Origin of the sequence: Alcaligenes sp. SDU_A2 (assembly GCF_038237375.1) — a bacterium.
In the GTDB taxonomy this organism is placed as follows: domain Bacteria; phylum Pseudomonadota; class Gammaproteobacteria; order Burkholderiales; family Burkholderiaceae_B; genus Alcaligenes.
Genome location: NZ_CP151273.1, coordinates 1,732,103 through 1,752,446 on the forward strand (window position 1 = coordinate 1,732,103; position 20,344 = coordinate 1,752,446).

Annotated in this window: 23 protein-coding genes; 14 read left to right on the top strand and 9 right to left on the bottom strand. The window is 59.6% G+C overall.

The annotated features are described in order from the left end of the window. Nucleotides 1-3: 3 nt before the first annotated feature. Both AADW57_RS08120 and crcB read right to left on the bottom strand, forming a co-directional pair. Nucleotides 4-753 carry a glutamine amidotransferase gene (locus AADW57_RS08120; RefSeq protein ID WP_341669545.1) on the bottom strand — a complete coding sequence of 250 codons (750 nt, stop codon included), beginning with the start codon at nucleotides 751-753 and terminating at the stop codon, nucleotides 4-6. Then, nucleotides 750-1,136 carry a fluoride efflux transporter CrcB gene (gene crcB, locus AADW57_RS08125; RefSeq protein ID WP_341669546.1) on the bottom strand — a complete coding sequence of 129 codons (387 nt, stop codon included), beginning with the start codon at nucleotides 1,134-1,136 and terminating at the stop codon, nucleotides 750-752. The genes AADW57_RS08120 and crcB overlap by 4 nt, the downstream gene beginning before the upstream one ends. Nucleotides 1,137-1,347: 211 nt before the next feature. Between crcB and AADW57_RS08130 the strand changes: the two genes are divergently transcribed. From AADW57_RS08130 to AADW57_RS08140, 3 genes are all read left to right on the top strand, one after another. Continuing rightward, nucleotides 1,348-3,000 carry an acyl-CoA synthetase gene (locus AADW57_RS08130; RefSeq protein ID WP_341669547.1) on the top strand — a complete coding sequence of 551 codons (1,653 nt, stop codon included), beginning with the start codon at nucleotides 1,348-1,350 and terminating at the stop codon, nucleotides 2,998-3,000. 73 nt (nucleotides 3,001-3,073) lie between these two features. After that, on the top strand, nucleotides 3,074-3,559 hold the full coding sequence (locus AADW57_RS08135; protein WP_341669548.1) for a YajQ family cyclic di-GMP-binding protein: 486 nt from the start codon (nucleotides 3,074-3,076) through the stop codon (nucleotides 3,557-3,559). A 40-nt stretch (nucleotides 3,560-3,599) separates the two neighbouring features. After that, nucleotides 3,600-4,112 carry a GNAT family N-acetyltransferase gene (locus tag AADW57_RS08140; RefSeq protein WP_341669549.1) on the top strand — a complete coding sequence of 171 codons (513 nt, stop codon included), beginning with the start codon at nucleotides 3,600-3,602 and terminating at the stop codon, nucleotides 4,110-4,112. A gap of 87 nt (nucleotides 4,113-4,199) precedes the next feature. Here the strand turns inward: AADW57_RS08140 and AADW57_RS08145 are convergent, their stop codons facing one another. The 3 genes from AADW57_RS08145 to AADW57_RS08155 all read right to left on the bottom strand — a co-directional run bounded on the left by AADW57_RS08145 (nucleotide 4,200) and on the right by AADW57_RS08155 (nucleotide 6,942). Beyond that, complete coding sequence (locus tag AADW57_RS08145; protein WP_341669550.1) at nucleotides 4,200-5,111, bottom strand: DMT family transporter; 912 nt, start codon at nucleotides 5,109-5,111, stop codon at nucleotides 4,200-4,202. Between the two features lie 128 nt (nucleotides 5,112-5,239). After that, complete coding sequence (locus AADW57_RS08150; RefSeq protein WP_341669551.1) at nucleotides 5,240-6,001, bottom strand: ABC transporter permease; 762 nt, start codon at nucleotides 5,999-6,001, stop codon at nucleotides 5,240-5,242. Beyond that, complete coding sequence (locus AADW57_RS08155) at nucleotides 5,998-6,942, bottom strand: ABC transporter ATP-binding protein (protein WP_341669552.1); 945 nt, start codon at nucleotides 6,940-6,942, stop codon at nucleotides 5,998-6,000. Before AADW57_RS08155 ends, AADW57_RS08150 begins: the two co-directional genes overlap by 4 nt. A gap of 57 nt (nucleotides 6,943-6,999) precedes the next feature. Here AADW57_RS08155 and tadA point away from each other — a divergent pair, with 57 nt between their 5' ends. From tadA to AADW57_RS08185, 6 genes are all read left to right on the top strand, one after another. Next, complete coding sequence (gene tadA / locus AADW57_RS08160; protein ID WP_445819200.1) at nucleotides 7,000-7,542, top strand: tRNA adenosine(34) deaminase TadA; 543 nt, start codon at nucleotides 7,000-7,002, stop codon at nucleotides 7,540-7,542. 106 nt (nucleotides 7,543-7,648) lie between these two features. After that, nucleotides 7,649-8,608 carry an LD-carboxypeptidase gene (locus AADW57_RS08165; RefSeq protein ID WP_341669554.1) on the top strand — a complete coding sequence of 320 codons (960 nt, stop codon included), beginning with the start codon at nucleotides 7,649-7,651 and terminating at the stop codon, nucleotides 8,606-8,608. A 63-nt stretch (nucleotides 8,609-8,671) separates the two neighbouring features. Then, nucleotides 8,672-10,270 (top strand): ABC-F family ATPase, encoded by a 1,599-nt coding sequence (locus AADW57_RS08170; RefSeq protein ID WP_341669555.1) that lies wholly within the window; start codon nucleotides 8,672-8,674, stop codon nucleotides 10,268-10,270. Next, the gene (locus tag AADW57_RS08175) at nucleotides 10,270-10,869 is read left to right on the top strand and encodes an IMPACT family protein (RefSeq protein ID WP_341669556.1); all 600 of its coding nucleotides are present in this window, start codon (nucleotides 10,270-10,272) and stop codon (nucleotides 10,867-10,869) included. The genes AADW57_RS08170 and AADW57_RS08175 overlap by 1 nt, the downstream gene beginning before the upstream one ends. 207 nt (nucleotides 10,870-11,076) lie before the next feature. Then, the gene (locus tag AADW57_RS08180) at nucleotides 11,077-11,598 is read left to right on the top strand and encodes a redoxin family protein (RefSeq protein ID WP_341669557.1); all 522 of its coding nucleotides are present in this window, start codon (nucleotides 11,077-11,079) and stop codon (nucleotides 11,596-11,598) included. 25 nt (nucleotides 11,599-11,623) lie between these two features. Beyond that, complete coding sequence (locus tag AADW57_RS08185) at nucleotides 11,624-11,893, top strand: DUF2024 family protein (RefSeq protein ID WP_341669558.1); 270 nt, start codon at nucleotides 11,624-11,626, stop codon at nucleotides 11,891-11,893. A gap of 74 nt (nucleotides 11,894-11,967) precedes the next feature. On the opposite strand, the gene trxA is transcribed toward AADW57_RS08185, so the two are convergent. Together trxA and AADW57_RS08195 are read right to left on the bottom strand one after the other, a co-directional pair. Continuing rightward, nucleotides 11,968-12,348: a thioredoxin gene (trxA, locus tag AADW57_RS08190; protein ID WP_341669559.1), complete on the bottom strand. Its 381-nt coding sequence runs from the start codon at nucleotides 12,346-12,348 to the stop codon at nucleotides 11,968-11,970. A 117-nt stretch (nucleotides 12,349-12,465) separates the two neighbouring features. Beyond that, nucleotides 12,466-13,758 carry an NCS2 family permease gene (locus AADW57_RS08195; RefSeq protein ID WP_341669560.1) on the bottom strand — a complete coding sequence of 431 codons (1,293 nt, stop codon included), beginning with the start codon at nucleotides 13,756-13,758 and terminating at the stop codon, nucleotides 12,466-12,468. Nucleotides 13,759-13,946: 188 nt separating this feature from the next. Here AADW57_RS08195 and tsaD point away from each other — a divergent pair, with 188 nt between their 5' ends. After that, the gene (tsaD, locus tag AADW57_RS08200) at nucleotides 13,947-15,005 is read left to right on the top strand and encodes a tRNA (adenosine(37)-N6)-threonylcarbamoyltransferase complex transferase subunit TsaD (RefSeq protein WP_341669561.1); all 1,059 of its coding nucleotides are present in this window, start codon (nucleotides 13,947-13,949) and stop codon (nucleotides 15,003-15,005) included. Between the two features lie 19 nt (nucleotides 15,006-15,024). Here the strand turns inward: tsaD and plsY are convergent, their stop codons facing one another. Further along, on the bottom strand, nucleotides 15,025-15,669 hold the full coding sequence (gene plsY, locus AADW57_RS08205) for a glycerol-3-phosphate 1-O-acyltransferase PlsY (RefSeq protein WP_341669562.1): 645 nt from the start codon (nucleotides 15,667-15,669) through the stop codon (nucleotides 15,025-15,027). 115 nt (nucleotides 15,670-15,784) lie between these two features. On the opposite strand from plsY, the gene surE reads away from it, so the two are divergent. The 4 genes from surE (at nucleotide 15,785) to rlmD (ending at nucleotide 19,703) form a co-directional block, all read left to right on the top strand. Then, a complete protein-coding gene (surE, locus tag AADW57_RS08210) occupies nucleotides 15,785-16,525 on the top strand; it encodes a 5'/3'-nucleotidase SurE (protein WP_341669563.1) in 741 nt (246 codons plus the stop codon). Nucleotides 16,526-16,527: 2 nt separating this feature from the next. After that, on the top strand, nucleotides 16,528-17,349 hold the full coding sequence (locus AADW57_RS08215) for a protein-L-isoaspartate(D-aspartate) O-methyltransferase (protein ID WP_341669564.1): 822 nt from the start codon (nucleotides 16,528-16,530) through the stop codon (nucleotides 17,347-17,349). A 23-nt stretch (nucleotides 17,350-17,372) separates the two neighbouring features. Beyond that, nucleotides 17,373-18,188, top strand: a complete 816-nt coding sequence (locus AADW57_RS08220) for a peptidoglycan DD-metalloendopeptidase family protein (protein ID WP_445819188.1) — start codon at nucleotides 17,373-17,375, stop codon at nucleotides 18,186-18,188. 204 nt (nucleotides 18,189-18,392) lie between these two features. Then, the gene (rlmD, locus tag AADW57_RS08225; protein ID WP_341669566.1) at nucleotides 18,393-19,703 is read left to right on the top strand and encodes a 23S rRNA (uracil(1939)-C(5))-methyltransferase RlmD; all 1,311 of its coding nucleotides are present in this window, start codon (nucleotides 18,393-18,395) and stop codon (nucleotides 19,701-19,703) included. On the opposite strand, the gene AADW57_RS08230 is transcribed toward rlmD, so the two are convergent. Continuing rightward, on the bottom strand, nucleotides 19,693-20,334 hold the full coding sequence (locus tag AADW57_RS08230) for a TetR/AcrR family transcriptional regulator (RefSeq protein WP_341669567.1): 642 nt from the start codon (nucleotides 20,332-20,334) through the stop codon (nucleotides 19,693-19,695). The genes rlmD and AADW57_RS08230 overlap by 11 nt on opposite strands. Nucleotides 20,335-20,344: the final 10 nt, after the last annotated feature.

Sequence of the window (20,344 nt, forward strand, 5' to 3'; positions counted from 1 at the left end):
CGTCTAGGCCTGGATTGTGGCGGTCGACGGGCCGACCGGCAGATTCAGGACATGCCCGACAAAATTCCACAGCAGACGACGTGCCTGGGGCGTCTCCTGCACGTTTTGGGCCAGTGCCTGCGGCTGGCGGCCTTCGGCCTGCAGTTGCTGGGCATTGCGGATAATGCAGTAACGCAGCAAGTCGGTGAAAAACTCGGGATGGAACTGGGCCGACCATTGGGCTGGGCCAAAGCGCAGTATCTGGTGTGGATCGTGTGCCGAGCCGGCCAGTACCTGTACGCCTTCGGGCACGCGCAAGACGCTTTGTTGGTGCGTCAGCAAGGCCTTGAAGCGGAAAGGCAATCCGGCCAGCAAAGGATCTTGGCTGGTTTGCGGATGCACGCAGACCGGCAGGCAGCCTAGTTCGCGCCCTTGCGGGTGGTAGTCCACCTGTCCGCCCAGCGCCTGGGCCATCAATTGATGGCCGTAGCAGATGCCCAGCAGCGGGGCCTGGGTCTGGTGGCGCTGGCGTATCCAGCCGGCCAGCGCTTCGCTCCAGTCAGGCCTGTCCGTGACCATGCCCCAGGAGCCGGTAATGATGACCGGCTCCGGGCAGTCAGGCGGCGGCAGATCGGGGTGTTTATCTACTTGCCATATGTGTGTCGTTACGGGCAGAGGCTGCAAGGCTTGGGTGAACCAGTCGCCCTGGGTGCCGAATTGAGCCTGGATGTCGGCGGGCGGGTCGCCGGCCTGCAAAATATGAACTTGTTTCATGCGTGCCCCTTGAGCAGGCTCCAGGTGGCCATGCCCAGGGCCACCATGATCAGCGATCCGATCACATGGGCGGCCACGCCGCCCAATGCCCATACATAGCGCTGCTGCAGCATCAGCGTCATGATTTCGGCAGAAAACGTGGAGAAGGTCGTCAGGCCACCCAGAAAGCCGGTCATGACAAAGACTCGCCAGCCCTCGTGCGCCAGGCCCAAGTTGCTGAAGGCCGCCATGGCCACGCCCATCAGGTAACCGCCGATCAGGTTGGCCAGCAGCGTGCCGGGCGGCAGAGTGGGGAAAAGCGTATTGAGGGTCTGGCTGAGCAGCCAGCGTGACACGGCACCCAAAGCACCGCCTGCGGCAATGTAGAGCACGGCAAGAGGCATGAAAAACCTTGTTGGCTATGACGGCTGACGGCCCCTTGTCAGCGGGCCGTCAGCCGATCAGGCTATATACGAAAGACATCATGACATTATGCGCTCGTCTAGTTGAAAACGCGATCTTGTCCAAAAGACGCGGCCCCGCTAACGTAAGGGCGTGCCCATCAGACGGTCAGCTGGAGCAAACCGGCAAGCCCGCCCCCTTCATGGAGACATCATGGCTAACATTTTCGATCAGGACCTTCCCCAGACACCGGCTAACTACCGCCCTTTGTCGCCGTTGGATTTCATCGAACGCAGCGCCAGTGTCTATCCGGATTACCCGGCGGTAGTCTATGGTCCACGTGAAGATGGCCTGCGCCTGAGCTGGGCGCAGCTTTACGCGCGCACTCGTCAGTTGGCCAGTGCCCTGGCACACGAAGGGATCGGCAAGGGAGATACGGTCGCGGTCATGCTGCCCAATACCCCTCCCATGGTCGAAGCACACTTTGGCGTGCCCATGTGCGGCGCAGTGCTCAATACATTGAACACCCGCCTGGATGCACCAACCATCGCCTATATGCTGGATCATGGTCAGGCCAAGGCGGTGTTGGTGGACAGCGAGTTTTCCCAGGTCATGCACCAGGCCCTGGCCCTGCGGGAAAGCACGGACCCTATCCTGGTCATCGATGTAGTTGACCCGTATTTCAAGGGCGAGGGCGGCCTGATCGGCCGTCAGACCTACGCCGAATTCGTGGATGGCGGCGATGCCGCTTACGAGTGGCAATTGCCCGACAACGAATGGGACGCCATTGCGCTCAATTACACCAGCGGCACGACGGGCAAGCCCAAGGGGGTGGTGTACCACCATCGTGGTGCCTGTCTGAATGCCTTGTCCAACATTCTGGAATGGGACATGCCCAAGCATGCCGTCTATATGTGGACCTTGCCCATGTTCCATTGCAACGGATGGTGCTTCCCTTGGGTGCTGGCCGCCCGGGCCGGGGTCAATGTCTGTTTGCGCAGGGTCGAGGTCAACGCCATGGCGCAAGCCATGACCGAGCATGGGGTGACGCACTATTGCGGCGCGCCTATTGTGCATTCGATGCTGGTCAATGCCGACGATCAATTAAAGGCCAGGCTGCCGCGTGGCGTTTGCGCCATGGTGGCCGGCGCTGCGCCTCCGGCCGCCATGATAGAAGGCATGGAGCGCCTGGGTTTTGCCCTGACTCATGTCTACGGCCTGACAGAAACCTACGGTCCGGCCGCGGTCTGTGCCCAGCACCAGCCTTGGCAGGATCTGGATATTCAGGAACGAGCCCAGCGCAATGCGCGTCAGGGGGTGCGCTACCATTTGCAGGGCGGCGTGCGCGTGCTCGACCCTCAGACCATGCGTCCCGTTCCGGCAGACGGCCAGACGATGGGCGAGATCATGTTTCGCGGCAATATCACCATGAAAGGCTATCTGAAAAATCCGCAGGCCACCCAGGAGTCCCTGGCCGGAGGATGGTTCCATACGGGCGATCTGGCCGTGTGCGAACCCGATGGCTATGTGCGCATCAAGGATCGTAGCAAAGACATTATTATTTCGGGGGGCGAGAACATTTCCTCTATCGAGATAGAAGACGTGCTGTATCGCCACCCGGCGGTTCAGGCGGCCGCGGTGGTGGCGCGTCCCGATGAGCGTTGGGGCGAATGTCCGTATGCCTATATCGAGTTGCGGGCCGGCGCTCAGGTCAGCGTCGAGGAGCTGACGGCGCATTGCCGCCAGTATCTGGCCGGCTTTAAAATACCCCGGTATTTCAGCTTTACCGAGCTGCCCAAGACCTCTACGGGTAAAATACAGAAATTCGCCCTGCGCCAGCAGGCTCGCGAAGCGGCGTTGGACTGATTGCCGCGCGCACGTATCGTCCGGGCCGACATGGCGTCGGCCGGCGTTTTAATTCAGTACAGGATTTATACGAATGCCTTCTTTTGACGTTGTATCCGAAGTCAATACCCAAGAATTGCGCAATGCCGTCGATCAGGCTGGGCGCGAACTGGGAACCCGCTTTGACTTCAAGGGTACGGATGCCAAATTTGAATTGGAAGACGAAAACACCATTTTGCAATCTGCGCCCAGTGTCTTTCAGCTCGAACAGATGATGCAAATCCTGCGTGGCCGGGTGTCGGCCCGTGGTATCGATGTGCGTGCCCTGGAGGCCGAAAAACCACTGGAAAACGTGGCCGGTGCTCGCCAAAAAATCAAAGTTCGGCAAGGTTTGGATCAGCCCACGTCTAAAAAATTGATTGCCGCCATCAAAGCGGCCAAGCTCAAGGTGGAAGCCCAGATCCAGGGCGATAAATTACGCATCACCGGCAAGAAGCGCGACGATCTGCAGGCCGCGATTGCCTTGCTCAAGCAAGCCGATGTCGAGCTGCCTTTGCAATATCAGAATTTTCGCGATTAAACGATGGTTCAGCCGCCCATCGTGGCGGCTGTTGAGATGCATGTCTGTACATATTCAATTAATGCGTCCGGATGATCTGGACGACGTTCTGCTGGCGCAAGCCGATGTCTATGCCGCCGATCTGCTCGAAGATCGCAGCTTTTATCAAAATCGTCTGGATCTGGCTCCGCACAGTTGCTGGGTGGCGCGCGACGCCCAGCATCGCTTGCAGGGCTACTTGATTTCCTACCCCTGGGCTGGGCGCTTGCCTCCGGCGCTGGGCGACGCCTTGGCGAGCTTGCCGGCGCGTCCCGATCAGTGGTTTATTCATGATTGTGCCGTGCTGCGTCGCGCCCAAGGGCGTGGCGTAGCGTCTGCCTTGCTGGCCGAAGGCCACCGTTACGCCCGTCGCCAGGGATTGCGCCGTTGCAGCCTGGTGTCGTTGGGGCCGGCGCTGGCTTACTGGGAAAAGCTGGGGTATCAGCCGGTCCAGGACGTTGCTCCGGATACGCTGGCCCGTAAATTGGCCCAGTACGGAGAGCAAGCCAGTTTCATGGATATGTATGTCGATTAAAAAATAAACGGTCCCGATCGGTCTGGCATGCGCCAGGTCTACCGCTCTTTTTTTGCGCCTGCATAGCCTCGCACCGAGGCCGCAGTTTTAAGGGTGGCTGCTCGACCTTTTACGTATCCAGGCGGGAAAGTGGATATTTCGGGTGGATGCGTAGCTGCTGAGGAAAATCAGGGCCGCGCCCAGTGCTTGCTGTGTGTTCAGGCTGTGGTTGTAAAAATAGTAATCCACGAAAATGGCGACGCCCGGATAAATGAAGGTCATGGCGGCAATGGTGGCGGCAGGCAGCTTGGTGTATGACGAGTACATCAGGATGTACGTCAGGCAGGTGTGCGCAATGCCCAGAATGATCAAGTATCCCCATTGGGTATGGCTGATCAGGCTCATGCCGGAAAAATCGGCAAAGGGCAGCAGCACAAGGGTGCCGACGGCCAGTTGAATCAACGTAATAATGAATGGGGACACGCCACGTAGCAGTTTGACGAGCACGGCGGACAAGGCCCAAAGCATGGCCGCCGCCAGTGCCAGCAAGGTGCCCAGCAGATAGTCGGCGGACAATGAATTGGCTGCAATCGACAGATCGGCCACCATGGCTACGCCGATAAAAGCCAGGATCATCCACAGTACCTTGTTGAGAGGTATTTTTTCTTTGAACAGCAAGGACCAGATTACGAGAAAAAAGAAAGGCTGCGCATGGTAAATCGTGGTGGCAGTGGAAATGGACGAGGATTTGAAGGCTTCAAACAGCAAGAGCCAGTTAGAGACCAAAAACACGCCGCTGATGATGATGAGAAGCAGATTTTTTGCGTGTAGGGCATCTTTCTTCAGCTTTCGGCGGATCAGGCAATAGAAAAATAAAAAACATACGCCTAGCAAGCAACGATAGAAAACGACGTTGTAGACGCTTTGCTGGGACTCGATGACAAAAAGCCCCACTGTGCCCATGATGATCATCGCAATGAGCAGCTCTATGGCACCGCCCTTGCTGTATTGATTGTCCACGCCCCGTCCCTGAGTGATAAATATGCGGTATTAGTCTGGGTAAGCTTGTTCTGCGTAGCTGTGTATTCAGGTACGTCTGTTATTTTTCAGCCCGACAATCAATATGTTATTGACCGCTTTGTCCTAGGTCAAGGGCGCAACCGGTAGCCGGTCCGAAAAATCCAACTGACCAGCACCAGGCATATGGTCAGAAAGAGTAGCGTCATGCCCAGGCTGAGCCATATGTTGACATCGGCCAGGTCGAAAAAGCTCCAGCGAAACCCACTGATCAGGTATAGCACCGGGTTGAACAGGGTGACTTTCTGCCAGAAGGCGGGGAGCATGTCGATAGAATAAAAAGTGCCGCCCAGGAAAGTCAGGGGGGTGATGATGAGCATGGGCACGAATTGCAGTTTTTCGAAATTGTCTGCCCAAATGCCGATGATAAATCCCAGCAAGCTGAAGGAAAAGGCGGTCAGGCCCAGAAAAATCAGCATCCAGACCGGGTGCGCGATCTCGTAGGGCACAAAGGCGCGGGCCGTCAGCAAGATGATGGCGGCCAGCAGCAGCGACTTGGTGGCCGATGCCCCCACAAAGGCCAGGGTCACCTCGAAATGCGAGATCGGGGCGGACAAGATTTCGTAGATGCTACGCGTAAAACGCGGGAAATAAATGCCAAAGGCGGCGTTCGAGACACTGTGGGTCAGCACCGACAGCATGGTCAGGCCGGGCACGATGAATGCGCCGTACGGCACGTTGCCGATCTCGTTGATGCGATGGCCGATGGCGGCACCGAAAACCACGAAGTACAGCGCCGTGGAAATGACGGGCGCGACAATGCTTTGCAGCAAGGTGCGGCGAGTGCGTGCCATTTCGTAGGCGTAGATGGCCAGGACGGCATGCCAGTTCATGTCTGTGCTCCTACAAATTCCACGAAAATGTCTTCCAGGCTGCGCTCGCGTGTCTGGATGTCGGCAATGCCCAGCCCTGCCTGCCCGATAGCGGCCAGCAGGGCGCTGAAATCGTGTTCCTGCTCGCGGTCATTGAAGGGATAGAGCAATTGCAGGCCGTCGGCCGAGCGTTGCAGGCCCAGGGCCACCAGTTGTTCGGGCAGCGTGGTGATGGCATGGGCCAGGCTCAGGCTCAGCGTTTTGCCACCCAGGCGACGCATCAGGTCTTGTTTGGTTTCCACCAGTTGCAGCGTGCCTTTGTTGATAAAGCCGATGCGATCGGCCATGTCCTCGGCCTCTTCGATGTAGTGCGTGGTCAGGATAATGGTCACTCCCTGGCTGCGCAGTTTTTTAACCAGGCTCCACATCCCTTGGCGCAAGGCGACATCCACGCCGGCCGTGGGTTCGTCCAGAAACAGAATCTCGGGTTCGTGCGAGAGCGCCTTGGCGATCAGCACCCGCCGCTTCATGCCGCCCGACAAAGTGATCAGAGCATTATCTTTCTTGTCCCACAGGGACAGGTCTTTCAGAATCTGTTCGATCAGGGCAGGCTTTTTGGGTTTGCCGAACAGGCCGCGGCTGAAACTGACGGTATTCCAGACCGTCTCAAACGAATCCGAACTGAGCTCCTGCGGCACCAGGCCGATCTTCTGGCGCGCCTGTTTGTACTGAAGCACATTGTCGGCTCCATCCACCAGCACGGTGCCGCTGCTGCGGTTGACCAGTCCGCAGATAATGCTGATCAGCGTGGTCTTACCGGCCCCGTTGGGGCCCAGCAGCGCGAAGATCTCGCCGCGCTGTATGTCCAAATCCAGAGGGTGCAGGGCGTGATGGCCGTTGGCATATTGCTTGCTCAAGCCGCGCACGCGCAAAATGGCAGGGGAATCGGAGGTTATCTGCATGGGCGGAGAGTTACACTGACGGGTTGCTGACAGGGTAAGAATAAACGCATGGATTCAATCGCAACTAGCTTAACACCAGAGCCCGACCGGGATGTGCTGTCGGACACACAGGCGATGGCTTTGGCCTTGGAGCAGGCCGGGCGTGCAGCCCGTAGCGGCGAAGTGCCTGTAGGGGCGGTGCTGCTCGATGCCGATGGTCGTCTGTTGTCGGTAGGGGCGAATCGCACGATCTGCGACCACGATGCCACCCAGCACGCCGAAATCGTGGCGTTGCGCGCCGCGACCGCTCAGGCTGGCAATTATCGGCTGCCCGGTGCCAGTCTGTTTGTGACTCTGGAGCCATGCATGATGTGTCTGGGGGCTTTGCTGCATGCGCGCGTGGCCCGCGTGGTCTGGGGGGCTGCCGACCCCAAGACCGGCGTGTGCGGCAGCGTGGAATCGTTGCATCTGCATCCCACTTTGAACCATCACACGCGGGTAAGCGGAGGGCTGATGGCCGAGGAATGCGCCCAGGTGCTGCGCGATTTTTTCCGTGTACGTCGTGCCCAACAGAAAGCGGCGCGCGGCACTCCGCCGGAAGGGCCGGAACACTCCGGCTAGGCGCTGTTGTGGGCTGCGCAGACGGGCAGCTTTCTTTTTTGTAAACGCTTTCGGTCTATCGCTGCGCAGCGATAGAATGGCGTCATTCTATTTATCAAGGTTCACCATGAGCGCCCCCGAGCACGATCATCACCATCAGCACGAACACGGCCATTGTCAGTGCGGCCATCAGGATCACTCGGGCATTTATCTGCTCTCTCCCTCGGGCCAGGTCCTGGAGCCGGCCCGCTTGGAGCTGGCGCAGCAACGTTTGCGCGATCTGGGCTTTGCCGTCACGGCGGACCCGGATGCGTTGGCCGTGCATGAACGCTTTGCCGGCTCGGACGAGCAGCGTCTGGCCGCCATCGGGCGTTCTCTGGTGCAGCCGCAGCCTATCGTCATGGCGACTCGTGGCGGGTATGGATTGAATCGTCTGCTCGATCGCATCGATTGGCAGGCAGTGGCCGATAGCGGCAAGCGTTTCGTAGGCATGTCGGACTTTACCGCCTTTAACCTGGCCTTGCTGGCCAAGACGGGGGCGATCAGCTATTCGGGGCCGACGGCGATCGCGGATTTCGGTTGTCCCGAACCCGACGAACTGACGACCGAACTGTTTGGTGAATTGATGCGCGGCGAGCTGGAACTATTTAGCTTCGAGTCCGAAGACTCGGACCCGGTCGATGGACACGGAGTGCTGTGGGGCGGCACGCTGGCTATGGTCTGCTCTTTGCTGGGCACGCCGTACTTTCCGCAGGTGCAAGGCGGTATCCTGTTCCTGGAGGATGTCGGCGAGTCGCCGTATCGCATCGAGCGCATGCTGACTCAGCTCTGGCACGCCGGCGTGCTCAATCAGCAGATGGCCATTGTGCTGGGCCGCTTTACCGAGTATCGCCAGGGGGCCAACGATAACGGCTACACCTTGGCTTCGGTGGTACGTTGGTTGCGCGAGACAGTCAAAGTGCCGGTAGTCACGGGACTGCCGTATGGGCATGTCGAGGTCAAAGTCACGCTGCCTGTGGGCAAGCAGGTCGGTCTGGCGACCGAAGACGGCATGGCCTACCTGGTTCTGGACGAGCACCACCACTAACGGATTTTGCGCGCGCTTGCTACACTAGCGGGTTGAATCCAACCTTTTGCAAAGTGTTTTTACGTGATCTCCACCGCTAATCTAACGATTCAGTTCGGCGCCAAGCCTCTGTTTGAAAACGTCAGCGTCAAGTTTGGCGAAGGCAATCGCTATGGCCTGATCGGGGCCAACGGTTCGGGCAAGTCCACCTTCATGAAAATCATTGGGGGGGATCTGGAGTCCAGCGCCGGCAATGTTTCGCTGGACCCAGGCGTGCGCCTGGGCAAGCTGCGCCAGGACCAGTTTGCCTACGAAGACATGCGCGTGCTGGATGTCGTCATGATGGGCCACACGGAAATGTGGAGCACCATGCAAGAGCGCGATGCCATCTACGCCAATCCCGACGCTACCGAAGAAGACTACATGAAGGCCGCCGATCTGGAGGCCCGCTTTGCCGAGTACGACGGCTATACCGCCGAATCGCGCGCCGGTGAGTTGCTGATGGGCCTGGAGATTCCGGTCGAACAGCATAATCTGCCCATGAGCGAAGTGGCTCCGGGCTGGAAGCTGCGCGTGCTGCTGGCCCAGGCCCTGTTCTCCAATCCCGATGTGCTGCTGCTGGACGAGCCGACCAACAACCTGGATATCAACACCATCCGCTGGCTGGAAGACGTGCTCAACAGCTACCAGAGCACGATGGTCATCATCAGTCACGACCGTCATTTTCTGAATCAGGTCTGCACCCACATGGCCGACCTGGATTATGGCGAATTGCGCGTCTACCCCGGTAACTACGACGACTATATGCTGGCGTCGGTGCAGTCGCGCGAACGCGTGCTGGCTGCCAACTCCAAGGCCAAAGATCGCATTAGCGAGCTGCAGGACTTCGTGCGTCGTTTTGCCGCCAACAAGTCCAAATCTCGTCAGGCGACGTCGCGCCTGAAGCAGATCGGCCGCCTGAAGGCCGATACGGTCGAGGTCAAGCCTTCCTCGCGCCAGAATCCTTTCATGCGTTTCGAGCAGAAAAAGCCCTTGCATCGCCTGGCGGTAACCGTAGAGGGCCTGAGCAAATCGTACGACCACCCCGTCATCGGCAACTTCTCGGCCATGATCGAAGCTGGTGAGAAAATCGCCATCGTGGGTGCCAATGGGGTGGGTAAGACCACGTTGTTGCGTCTGCTGGCCGGCAACTTGACGCCTGATCGCGGCTCTGTGGTCTGGTCCGAAAATGCCGATATCGGCTACATGGCACAGGATGTATCTGACGAATTCGATACCCAGGACAATCTGTTTGACTGGATCAGCCAATACCGTCAGGCCGGCGACGATGATCAGTCCTTGCGCTCGGTGCTAGGCCGCATGCTGTTTTCGGCCGACGACATCATCAAGCCCGTCAAGGTGTTGTCCGGTGGCGAAAAGAACCGCATGACTTTCTCGCGCCTGATGCTGGGCCGGCACAACGTCATGTTGCTGGACGAGCCGACCAACCACCTGGATATGGAATCGATCGAATCCCTGCAGATGGCGCTGGAAAAGTTCGCCGGCACGCTGATTTTCGTGTCTCACGACCGCGAGTTCGTGTCCGGTGTGGCCACGCGCATTATCGAAGTCCTGCCGAACGGCGAACTGGTCGATTACCACGGTGGCTACGAAGACTATCTGGCTGCCCGCGAACAGGGCTGATGGCCTTGTTGACCTTGCTGGAGCCGGTCCGTTTCCAGGAAGACATCAAGAAAAGTCGCTTCCTGGCGCTGGCCGCTCCGGTGGACAGCGCCGAGCAGGCCTTGCAGTTTTTTCAGGAAAACAGCGTAGCGGATGCCACGCATAACTGCTGGGCCTACAAGATCGGCGCGCAATATCGTTTTAATGACGACGGCGAGCCCGGAGGTACGGCCGGGCGTCCTATTTTGCAGGCTATCGAAGGCCAAGATTGCGACCGGGTCGCCGTCTTGGTGATACGCTGGTTCGGGGGCGTCAAGCTGGGTACGGGCGGACTGGTGCGTGCCTACGGCGGCGTGGCGGCGCAGTGCCTGCGTCTGGCGGACAAGCGCGAACTCGTGCCTATGATGCGCATGCGTTGCCGCTGCGCTTTTGGCGAGCTGGCGCTGATTCAGTCCCGCTTCGAGACCTTTGCCGTCCAGGTTCAGGATGAACAGTTCGACAGCCAGGGCGTTGTCTGGACTTTGGCTCTGCCACAGGATAAAAGCGCCGATTTTCAGCAGGCGTTTATCAATATGACCCGTGGCCAGGGCGAGTGCGTTCCGCTCCAGCCGGTGCAATAGTCAATCCTACCTAAGTCCATTGTTCGATCTGGCCAGGCTCTTAGCCTGGCATACCCACAATTTGGACGGAAAGATACGCGTTCTGTACGAATCGCCGTCCGGTCAGTCGAGCTTGCCGACATACTCTCCCCATTCGGATCACGATCAAGCGGCCTGCAGCGGGCAATACATACCGGTGGCGGCGCGTGTTTCTTTGGGGTGCATGTCATGTCTTACGAGATAGACGCCAGCGAATGGCTCAACACCGATACGCCTCTTAGTCTCCAAGCTTTACGGGGGCGGGTTGTCCTTGTATCGATTTTTCAGATGCTGTGCCCAGGCTGTGTGCGTAATAGTTTGCCTCAGGCCAAGGGGTTAAGCGCCATTTTTTCGCGAGATGATCTGGCCGTCATCGGTTTGCACAGTGTATTTGAACACCATCATGTCATGACGCCGGCCGCGTTGAAAGTATTTGCCAGTGAATACCGCCTGACGTTTCCTGTCGCGATTGATCGGCCGGCCCAGACAGGTCCGATACCATCCACGATGTCCCAATGGGGGGTGAGCGGCACGCCGACCTTGATGATATTTGACCGCGATGGCGAACTGGCGTTGCGCCATCTGGGGCATCTGGACGATCTGCGCCTTGGCGCGTTTCTGGGCCAATTGATCGCTCGTCGTCCTTGGCAAGCGATGATGGCTGTCGATCAGGAACTGAGCGCTAACGGCGGATCGGTTTGTTCGTTCTGAACATGCATCTTTTAAAGGGTGAACAATGAAGATTGCTGTTTTTGATACGTATGTGCGCCGCGCGGATGGGCGGCGCATGCATTTTGATATTCTCGTCAGCGAACAGGGCGATCGCACGGTGCCGCAGACCGTGCTGGAGTACGGGCACCGCTATCTGGCGGCCAAAGGCATTCCGGCGGATTCGCTCACAACCCGTGAATGCCGTTTTTGCCATGTAGAGACTGCATCGCCGCAGGTCGAAGCAGAGATCAAACGCATCGGTTTTGCGATCATCGAATTAGAACATTGCGATTGACGCGCTCTTTGTAAAACGACAAACGCCAGGCAATGCCTGGCGTTTGTCTGTGTCGCGCGTCGATCAGGCCGCGATCAATTCTGTTCCTTACCCTGGGCTTCCTGCGCCGCGATTTCGGCATGGACTTTTTCCATGTCCACGGCTTTGACCTGCTCCACCAGCTCGGTCAGTTGCGATGCCGACAGCGCGCCGGCTTGCGAGAACAGCAGGACACGTTCGCGAAACACCATCAGCGTAGGGATAGAGCGGATACGCAGCGCAGCGGCCAGTTCTTGCTCTTCTTCGGTGTTTACCTTGGCGAAGGTGACATCGGCGTGCTCGGCGGCGGCCGCCTCGAACACAGGGGCGAATTGGCGACATGGGCCGCACCAGGGTGCCCAGAAGTCGATGATGAGAGGTTTGCCGTCTTCGACGGCTGCCTGGAAGGTGGCCTCGTTCAGTTCGATGGTGCTCATGGGGGAGCCTCCGCATTAAAAAAGCGGCTGATGGACAGCCGCTTTGTTGGTCGTGCAGTCAGTGTAACCGCTTTTTCCCGGGTGCCAAAGCGGCGCTCGGGCAAGCGGCGCACCGCGCTACTCGGCGTAGAACGCGTATTTAATGACGAACAAAATTGCCACCAGCAAGGTGGCAGGGTGGATGTCGCGCCAGCGGCCCGTGGTCAGCTTAATGATGACGTAGCTGATAAAGCCGAAGGCCAGACCGTTGGCGATCGAGTAGGTAAAGGGCATGGCGAAGGCGGTCAGCGCGGCCGGAACGGCTTCGGTCATGTCTTCCCATTGGACCTGTGTGATCTCGCGCATCATCAGGCAGGCCACATACAGCAGGGCGGGCGCGGTAGCGTAGCCGGGTACGGTCGCGGCCAGGGGCGAGAAGAACAGGGCCAGCAAGAACAGCACGCCCACGACAAGGGCCGTCATGCCGGTGCGCCCGCCCGCTTGGACGCCGGAGGCGCTTTCCACGTAGGCGGTGGTGCTGCTGGTGCCCAGCATGGAACCGGCCACGATAGCCGAGCTGTCGGCCAGCAGGGCGCGGCCCAGGCGGTTGGGGCGGCCTTCTTCGATCAGGCGGGCGCGCTTGGCCACGCCTATCATGGTGCCAGTGGCGTCGAACACTTCAACCAGCACCAGCACCAGAATCACATGAATAAAGCCGGTGTGCAGGGCACCCATGATGTCCAGCTGCATAAAAGTGGGCAGGATGGAAGGGGGCGCGGACACGATGCCGCCGAACTGGCTGTGGCCGGTCAGGATGGACAGAATGGTAATGCTCAGAATGCCGATCAGGATGGCACCACGTACTTTCAGGGCATCCAGAGAGGCAATAATGAAAAAGCCCAGGATGGCGAACAGCGCGCCGGGTTTGGTCAGGTCGCCAAGTCCGATTTTGGTGGCGGGGTGGGCCACCACGATTGCGGAGTTCATCAGGGCGATCAGGCCCAGAAACATGCCTATGCCGGCGGCAATGGCGCTTTGCAGCGACTTGGGAATGCCGCGTATCAGCCAGCTTCGTACCCCGGTCACAGTCAGCAGCAGAAAGATCACGCCGGAGATAAAGACGGCCCCTAGCGCCTGCTGCCAGGTGTAGCCCAGCGTGGCGACCACGGTAAAGGCAAAGAACGCATTCAGCCCCATGCCCGGGGCCATGCCGATGGGCCAGTTGGCCAGAAAGGCCATGATAAACGTGCCCAGCGCAGCGGCCAGGCAGGTCGCCACGAAGACGGCATTGCGGTCCATGCCGGTGGACGAGAGAATATCCGGGTTGACGAAAATAATGTAGGACATGGTCAGGAAGGTGGTTATGCCTGCCAGGACCTCGGTACGGATGGTGGTGCCATGCTCAGAGAGTTTGAATAGGCGTTCAAACATGATCTCTCCCCCTTCGTGGTAGATGAGCTGTCGAAATCTGAAAAGATAGATGACGGATTTTAACCGCGACCGACACACTGTGTTGCATTCTTTATACCTGCACTATCTGCGCGATACCAGAGAAAATAGGCGGTGGCGCGCTGGCAACAGGCTGTGATGGCTGTCCGTCGGCAAGGTAAAATGGCGGGATGAATATTCTTGGATTTGAAAGTTCCTGCGACGAAACCGGCGTGGCCCTGGTTTGTACGGAACGCGGTTTGCTGGCTCATGCCTTGCATAGCCAGATTGCCATGCATCGTGATTACGGCGGCGTCGTGCCCGAACTGGCGTCGCGCGACCATATCCGTCGCGTGTTGCCGTTGACCCGTCAGGTCTTGGCCCAAGCGGGTCTGGCGCTGGCCGACGTGGATGCCATTGCCTATACGGCCGGCCCGGGTCTGGCCGGTGCTTTGCTGGTCGGTGCCAGCGTGGCCCAGGCCATTGCGTGGTCGCTGGGCAAGCCCACCATTGCCGTGCATCATCTGGAAGGGCACTTGCTGTCGCCTTTGCTGGCACAGCCGCAGCCTGCGTTTCCTTTTGTGGCTTTGCTGGTGTCGGGCGGCCATACACAGATCATGCGGGTCGATGGCGTCGGGCAGTACGAACTGCTGGGCGAAACCCTGGACGATGCCGCCGGCGAAGCCTTCGATAAAAGCGCCAAGCTGATGGGGCTGGGTTATCCGGGCGGACCGGCTTTGTCGCAACTGGCACAGCAGGGCAATCCGGCCATCTATTCATTGCCGCGCCCCATGCTGCACAGCAAGGATCTGGATTTCAGTTTCAGTGGTCTGAAAACGGCTGTGTTGACTTGCTTGCGCAAGCTCGAACAACAAGAAGGCGGTGTCAGCGAACAGCAGCGCGCCGATCTAGCGGCTGCCACGGAAAGCGCGATTGTCGATGTGCTGGCCGCCAAGGCCATCAAGGCCATGAAGCAAAGCGGCCTGAAGCGGCTGGTGGTGGCGGGGGGAGTCGGGGCCAATCGGCATTTGCGCGCTCAGTTGCTGGAGGCCATGCGCAAGCTGCGCGGCGAGGTGTTTTTCCCGCCGCTGGAGTTTTGCACCGATAACGGTGCCATGATCGCTTTTGCGGCCGCCATGCGGGTCAAGCATGGCTTGGTTCGGCTGGACGCCTCGCAGCATGGTTTTGCCATCCGACCGCGCTGGGATTTGGCGGCCGTCAACCAAGCGGCTTCTCCGGTCAGCGCCTAAGCCATGCGCCGGGCGGCTCTTAGCGTTTTTTGCTCGAGCCTACCTTGCTTTCTGTGCCGTTCATCAGACGGCGGATGTTTTCCTGATGACGCCACAGCAGCAAGGCAGCAATGACGATCAGGGCGGCAGCGGTGCTTGCTTGCAAGGGCCAGGCCACGCCCGCGCCCAGCAGATAGTAAAAGGGCGCAAAGACGGCGCTGACAATGGCGGCCAGAGACGAGTAGCGGCTGACCCAGACAATAATCAGCCAGGTGCCTACCGTGGCCAGAGCCAGCCAGGGGGTCAGGGCCAGGATCACGCCAATGGCGGTCGCGACGCCCTTGCCGCCTTTGAACCCCAGGAATACCGGAAACAGGTGTCCCAGAAAGGCGCACAAGGCGCTGATGCCCGCCAGTGCCGGTGCCCAACCCCACGCGGCCACGGCTTGCAAGGTCAGGAAAACGGCCAGCCAACCCTTGAAGGCGTCGCCCAGCAAGGTCAGCACGGCGGCTTTTTTGTTGCCGCTGCGCAGCACATTGGTGGCACCGGGGTTTTTGGAGCCGAATGTGCGTGGGTCCTGCAGTCCCATGGCCTTGCTGACAATGACTGCAAAAGGCAGCGAGCCCAGCAGGTAGGAAAGCAGGGCCACGAGCACGGCGGCCACGGCAAAGGGAACAGCATTCATAAGTATGGGGCTCCGCAATAATAGTTGCGCGCAATTCTACTGGGCTTGCAGCAAAATTCCAAAACCAGCGGGTACAATTCGCTACCCGTGTTTGATTTTTTAACGGAAATGAACCATGCGCATTCTGGTGTCCAATGATGATGGCTATAACGCAGCCGGCTTAGAGGCCTTATATCAGGCCTTGCAGGGGCTGGGCGATCTGACTGTCGTGGCACCCGAGACTAACTGCAGCGGGGCCAGCAACTCCCTGACCTTGAACCGGCCGCTGTCGGTGCGCCAGTCCGCCAATGGCTTTTATTACGTCAATGGTACACCGTCGGACTGCGTACACGTGGCCTTGACCGGATTGCTGGATTTCCGCCCGGACCTGGTGGTGTCGGGCATCAATAACGGTGCCAATATGGGCGACGACACCTTGTATTCCGGCACAGTGGCCGCGGCCACGGAAGGGCATTTGTTCGGTATTCCCGCCATTGCCTTTTCTTTGGTCGAGCGGGGCTGGCCGCATCTGGACAGCGCTGCCCGTGTTGCGCGCGACCTTGTCGAGCGTAGCTGCCGCCAGCCGCTGGCTCCGAATACCTTGCTGAACGTCAATATTCCGGCCGTGCCTTACGAGGCTATGAAAGGTTTGCGTGTAACTCGCCTGGGCAAACGCCATCCCTCCGAACCCGTCATCCAGAGCCGCACGCCGTATGGCGAACCGGTCTACTGGATAGGCCCGGTCGGGCGCGTGTCCGATAGCGCCGACGATACCGATTTTGGCGCAGTCGAGCAGTTGGCGGTGTCGGTGACGCCGCTGCGCGTGGACCTGACCAACTACGAGCACCTGGCCGGCATGCGGGCCTGGGTGAAATAGTCATGCGCAAGCCGGTCAACCGTTTTCCGTTTGCCGATGGCACAACGAACCGTTTCGGCAAGTCCAGGCTGGGCAGCGGGCTGTCGGCCACCAATAGCAACACGCGCATTGTGCAGCGGGGCCAGTTGCACCCGCCCCCGTCGGGCGCGGTGTCCTCGCAAGTGTCAACAAGTGTCAATCTTGGTTTGAACTCGGAACGCTCGCGTGGCATGATGATCGAGCGCTTGCGCAGGCAGGGGATTGCCGACGAACGGGTGCTGGCTGCCATGCAGGCGGTGCCGCGCCATCTGTTTGTCGACGAAGGCCTGGCCAGCCGCGCCTACGAAGACGATGCTTTGCCTATCGGTTTCGCGCAGACCATCTCCCAGCCTTGGGTGGTGGCGCACATGCTTTCTTTGGTATGCGACCAGAAAATCCCGAATAAAGTGCTCGAAGTCGGTGCCGGATGTGGTTATCAGGCCGCTGTTTTGGCACAATTGGTCAAAGAAGTTTACGCTATCGAACGTATCCGGGGGCTGTACGATATGGCCCGCGAGCGCATGCGGCAGTTGGGGCTTTCGCAACGCGTACGTGTGCTGTTTGGTGACGGAATGCAAGGTTATGTGGCCTCGGCCCCCTATGATGCTATCGTGGTGGCGGCAGCCGGTCCGGTGATTCCCCGGGCTTTGCTCGAACAACTGGCCATAGGCGGGCGTCTGATCGCCCCCGAAGGCACGACCCAGCAGCGTCTGGTCCTGGTGGAGCGCACCGGGCAGGCTAACTGGCGTCGCGAAGAACTTGATGCGGTCCGCTTCGTGCCGATGCGGTCCGGAACCCAGATTTAGTCAGATATTCTCAGGAGATTCATATGCAGCATGCAGTCAGGTTACCGTTAACCGCTGCTTCCGCCAACGTTCTGTGGTCCATGAAGCCACGTCATTTTCTGGTGGTGGCAGTGGTCGCCAGTACCCTGTTGGCGGGCTGCGGGAGCCGTTCGGCGCGCGCACCCGTCACTGACATGAGCTCCTCGTCGGCCTCGTCCGGCGCTGCCAGCACGGCGTCCGGCACCTATGTGGTGCGGCCCGGCGACACGCTGTACAAGATCGCCCAGGCGCACGGCATGGACGTAGGCAACTTGATCAGCCTGAACCAGATCACTGACCCGTCCATGTTGCGCGTGGGGCAGGTTCTGCGTCTGGACGGCAAGACCGCCATGCCCGCGGGTGGTGGCGTCGCTTCCACGCAGACTTCCCCGGTCAGCCCGGCTACACCTATCAAGACCGAAACGCCGTCGTCAGCGCCACGCGCCAGCGATGCGGCCCTGATTGCCTGGGGCTGGCCAGCCACCGGCAAGATCATCCAGGGTTTTAATTCGTCCACCAAGGGTATCGACATCGAGGGCAAGGTGGGCGATCCTGTCGTGGCGGCGGCCGATGGCAAGATCATGTATGCCGGCAATGGTGTGCGCGGTCTAGGCTCCATGGTGTTGGTGGGCCACAGCAACGGCTTTATCACGGCCTATGCGCACAACAGCACGCTGCATGTCAAAACGGGCCAGCAGGTCAAGAAAGGTCAGCGCATCGCGGATCTGGGCCAGTCCGACACAACGTCGCCGCGCTTGCACTTCGAGATCCGCCGCTCGGGCACACCGGTCAACCCCATGTCCTATCTGCCTGCCCGTTAATCAGGGCGGCAGCTAAAAAACGGCCTGCGGGCCGTTTTTTTTGTTGTTTGCCGAGCAAAGCGGCGCAAGCTTGTTCCGGATTGTGCAAAATTTCCATTCGCCGCGCGCACCCATTGTAAAATCGCCTATTTGCCTGCATGTCCATGAGCGGGCGCACACGATGGTGCGCGGGCCGGGTCGGGCGCTTATCTGGATTTATATCGTATGTCAGACCTGTTGTTCATCGAGTCGCTGGACCTGGAAGGGCGCGGCGTGGCCCACAAAGACGGCAAAGTGGTGTTTGTGGAAGGTGCGTTGCCCGGCGAGCGTGTGCGCGCCCAGACCGTGCGCTCCAAGGATTCCTACGACAAGGCCCGCATGACCGAGCTGGTGCAGCGTTCGTCGCAGCGCGCCGAACCACCCTGTCCGAATTTTGGCAATTGCGGGGGCTGTGCCATGCAGCACCTGGAGCCGGCTGCGCAGGTCGCTGTCAAGCAGCGCGTGCTGGAAGATTCACTGGCTCATATCGGCAAGGTCCGGCCGCGTCAGGTATTGCCGGCGTTGCATGGCCCGTATTGGGGCTATCGCTATCGCGCCCGTTTTTCTACCCGCTTTGTGCCCAAGAAGGGGGGCGTGCTGGTTGGTTTTCGCGAAAAAAATGGCCGTTACGTGGTGGACATGACAGAGTGCCGCGTATTGCCGCCCAAGGTATCGGCGTTGCTTGGTCCGCTGCGCACCTGTCTGGCGGGGCTGTCGCGTCCGGACCGTTTGCCGCAGATCGAGCTGGCTATGGGCGACCAGATGACTGCGCTGACGCTGCGTCACATGGAGCCGCTGACGGCCGAGGATATCGCTCGTCTACGCACCTTTGCCCAGGAGCATGACATCAGCTGGTGGTTGCAGCCCAAAGGCCCGGAAACCGTGCATCCCTTGGAGCGCGACGATGCCGATAAGCTGGCCTATGCCTTGCCTGAGTTCGATCTGCGCATGCCGTTCCGTCCCACCGATTTTACCCAGGTCAACCATCCCATTAATCGCAGCCTGATCTCACGGGCCCTGTCTTTGTTGGATGTGCAGCCCCATCACCGCGTGGCCGACTTGTTTTGCGGCCTGGGCAATTTCAGTCTGCCGCTGGCGCGCCGCGCCGCGCAGGTCGTGGGCATCGAAGGCAGCGCCACGCTGACCCAGCGCGCCGGCGAAGCGGCGCTGGTGCATGGCTTGCAGGACAAGGCCCACTTTACGACCTTGAACCTGTTTGAAGTAGACGTGAAATGGTTGCGCGACCTGGGTCACTTCGATCGTATGCTGATCGATCCGCCCCGTGATGGTGCCATGGCGGTGGCGACCGCCTTGACCCAACTGGCCCCCGAGGAGCGCCCCGAGCGCCTGGTCTATGTATCCTGCAGCCCCGGCACGCTGGCACGCGACGCCGGCATTCTGGTCAACGAGGGCGGCTACACCCTGGAGTCGGCCGGTGTGGTCAATATGTTCCCTCACACGGCGCACGTGGAGTCGATTGCCGTATTTACGCGTTAAGGTCGGCCAAGCCCTGATGCACCACCCTCATCATCATCTTGAAGACGCTTTCGGCATCCAGATCCAGAAAGTGCGGCAGGATCTGGCGCAGCAGGGGCAGGCCGTCGTCGGCCTGCTGGTCTAGTTCGCCGATTTCGGCCGGGGTGGCAGGGCGGATCAGACCGCCGATTTCGCCCAGGATCAAGCCGTACATCACCGCGTACCAACCGACACTGGCTGCCGGTGTGTCTTGTTCGCTCAGGCCCGCGTCGCGCAGGGCGCGGTACACCATTTCTATCACCCGATAATCGGCCGAGCCAGTATTCAGAAAGCGCTGCATCTGTCGAAAAGTATGCGGGTGTTCCAGCGCCAGCTGTCGGTATTGGGCGGCCAGGTCATACAGCCTGTCTTGCCAGGATAGCGTCTCGTCCACGGCCCGGACACGGGCGGTCAGTTGATCGGCCATGGCGCGCAGCAAGCCCTCTTTGGACTTGAAGTGATACAGCACGGCCATTGGGTCGCAGCCCACTCGTTCGCCCAGCTTGCGCAAAGAAAAGCCGGTTTCGCCAGCCGACTCCATCAGTTCGATGGCGGCATGTACCAAGCCTTCTTTGGACAGATTGCGCGAACGTGGGGTGGCGGATGTGACCATGACGTTTCCT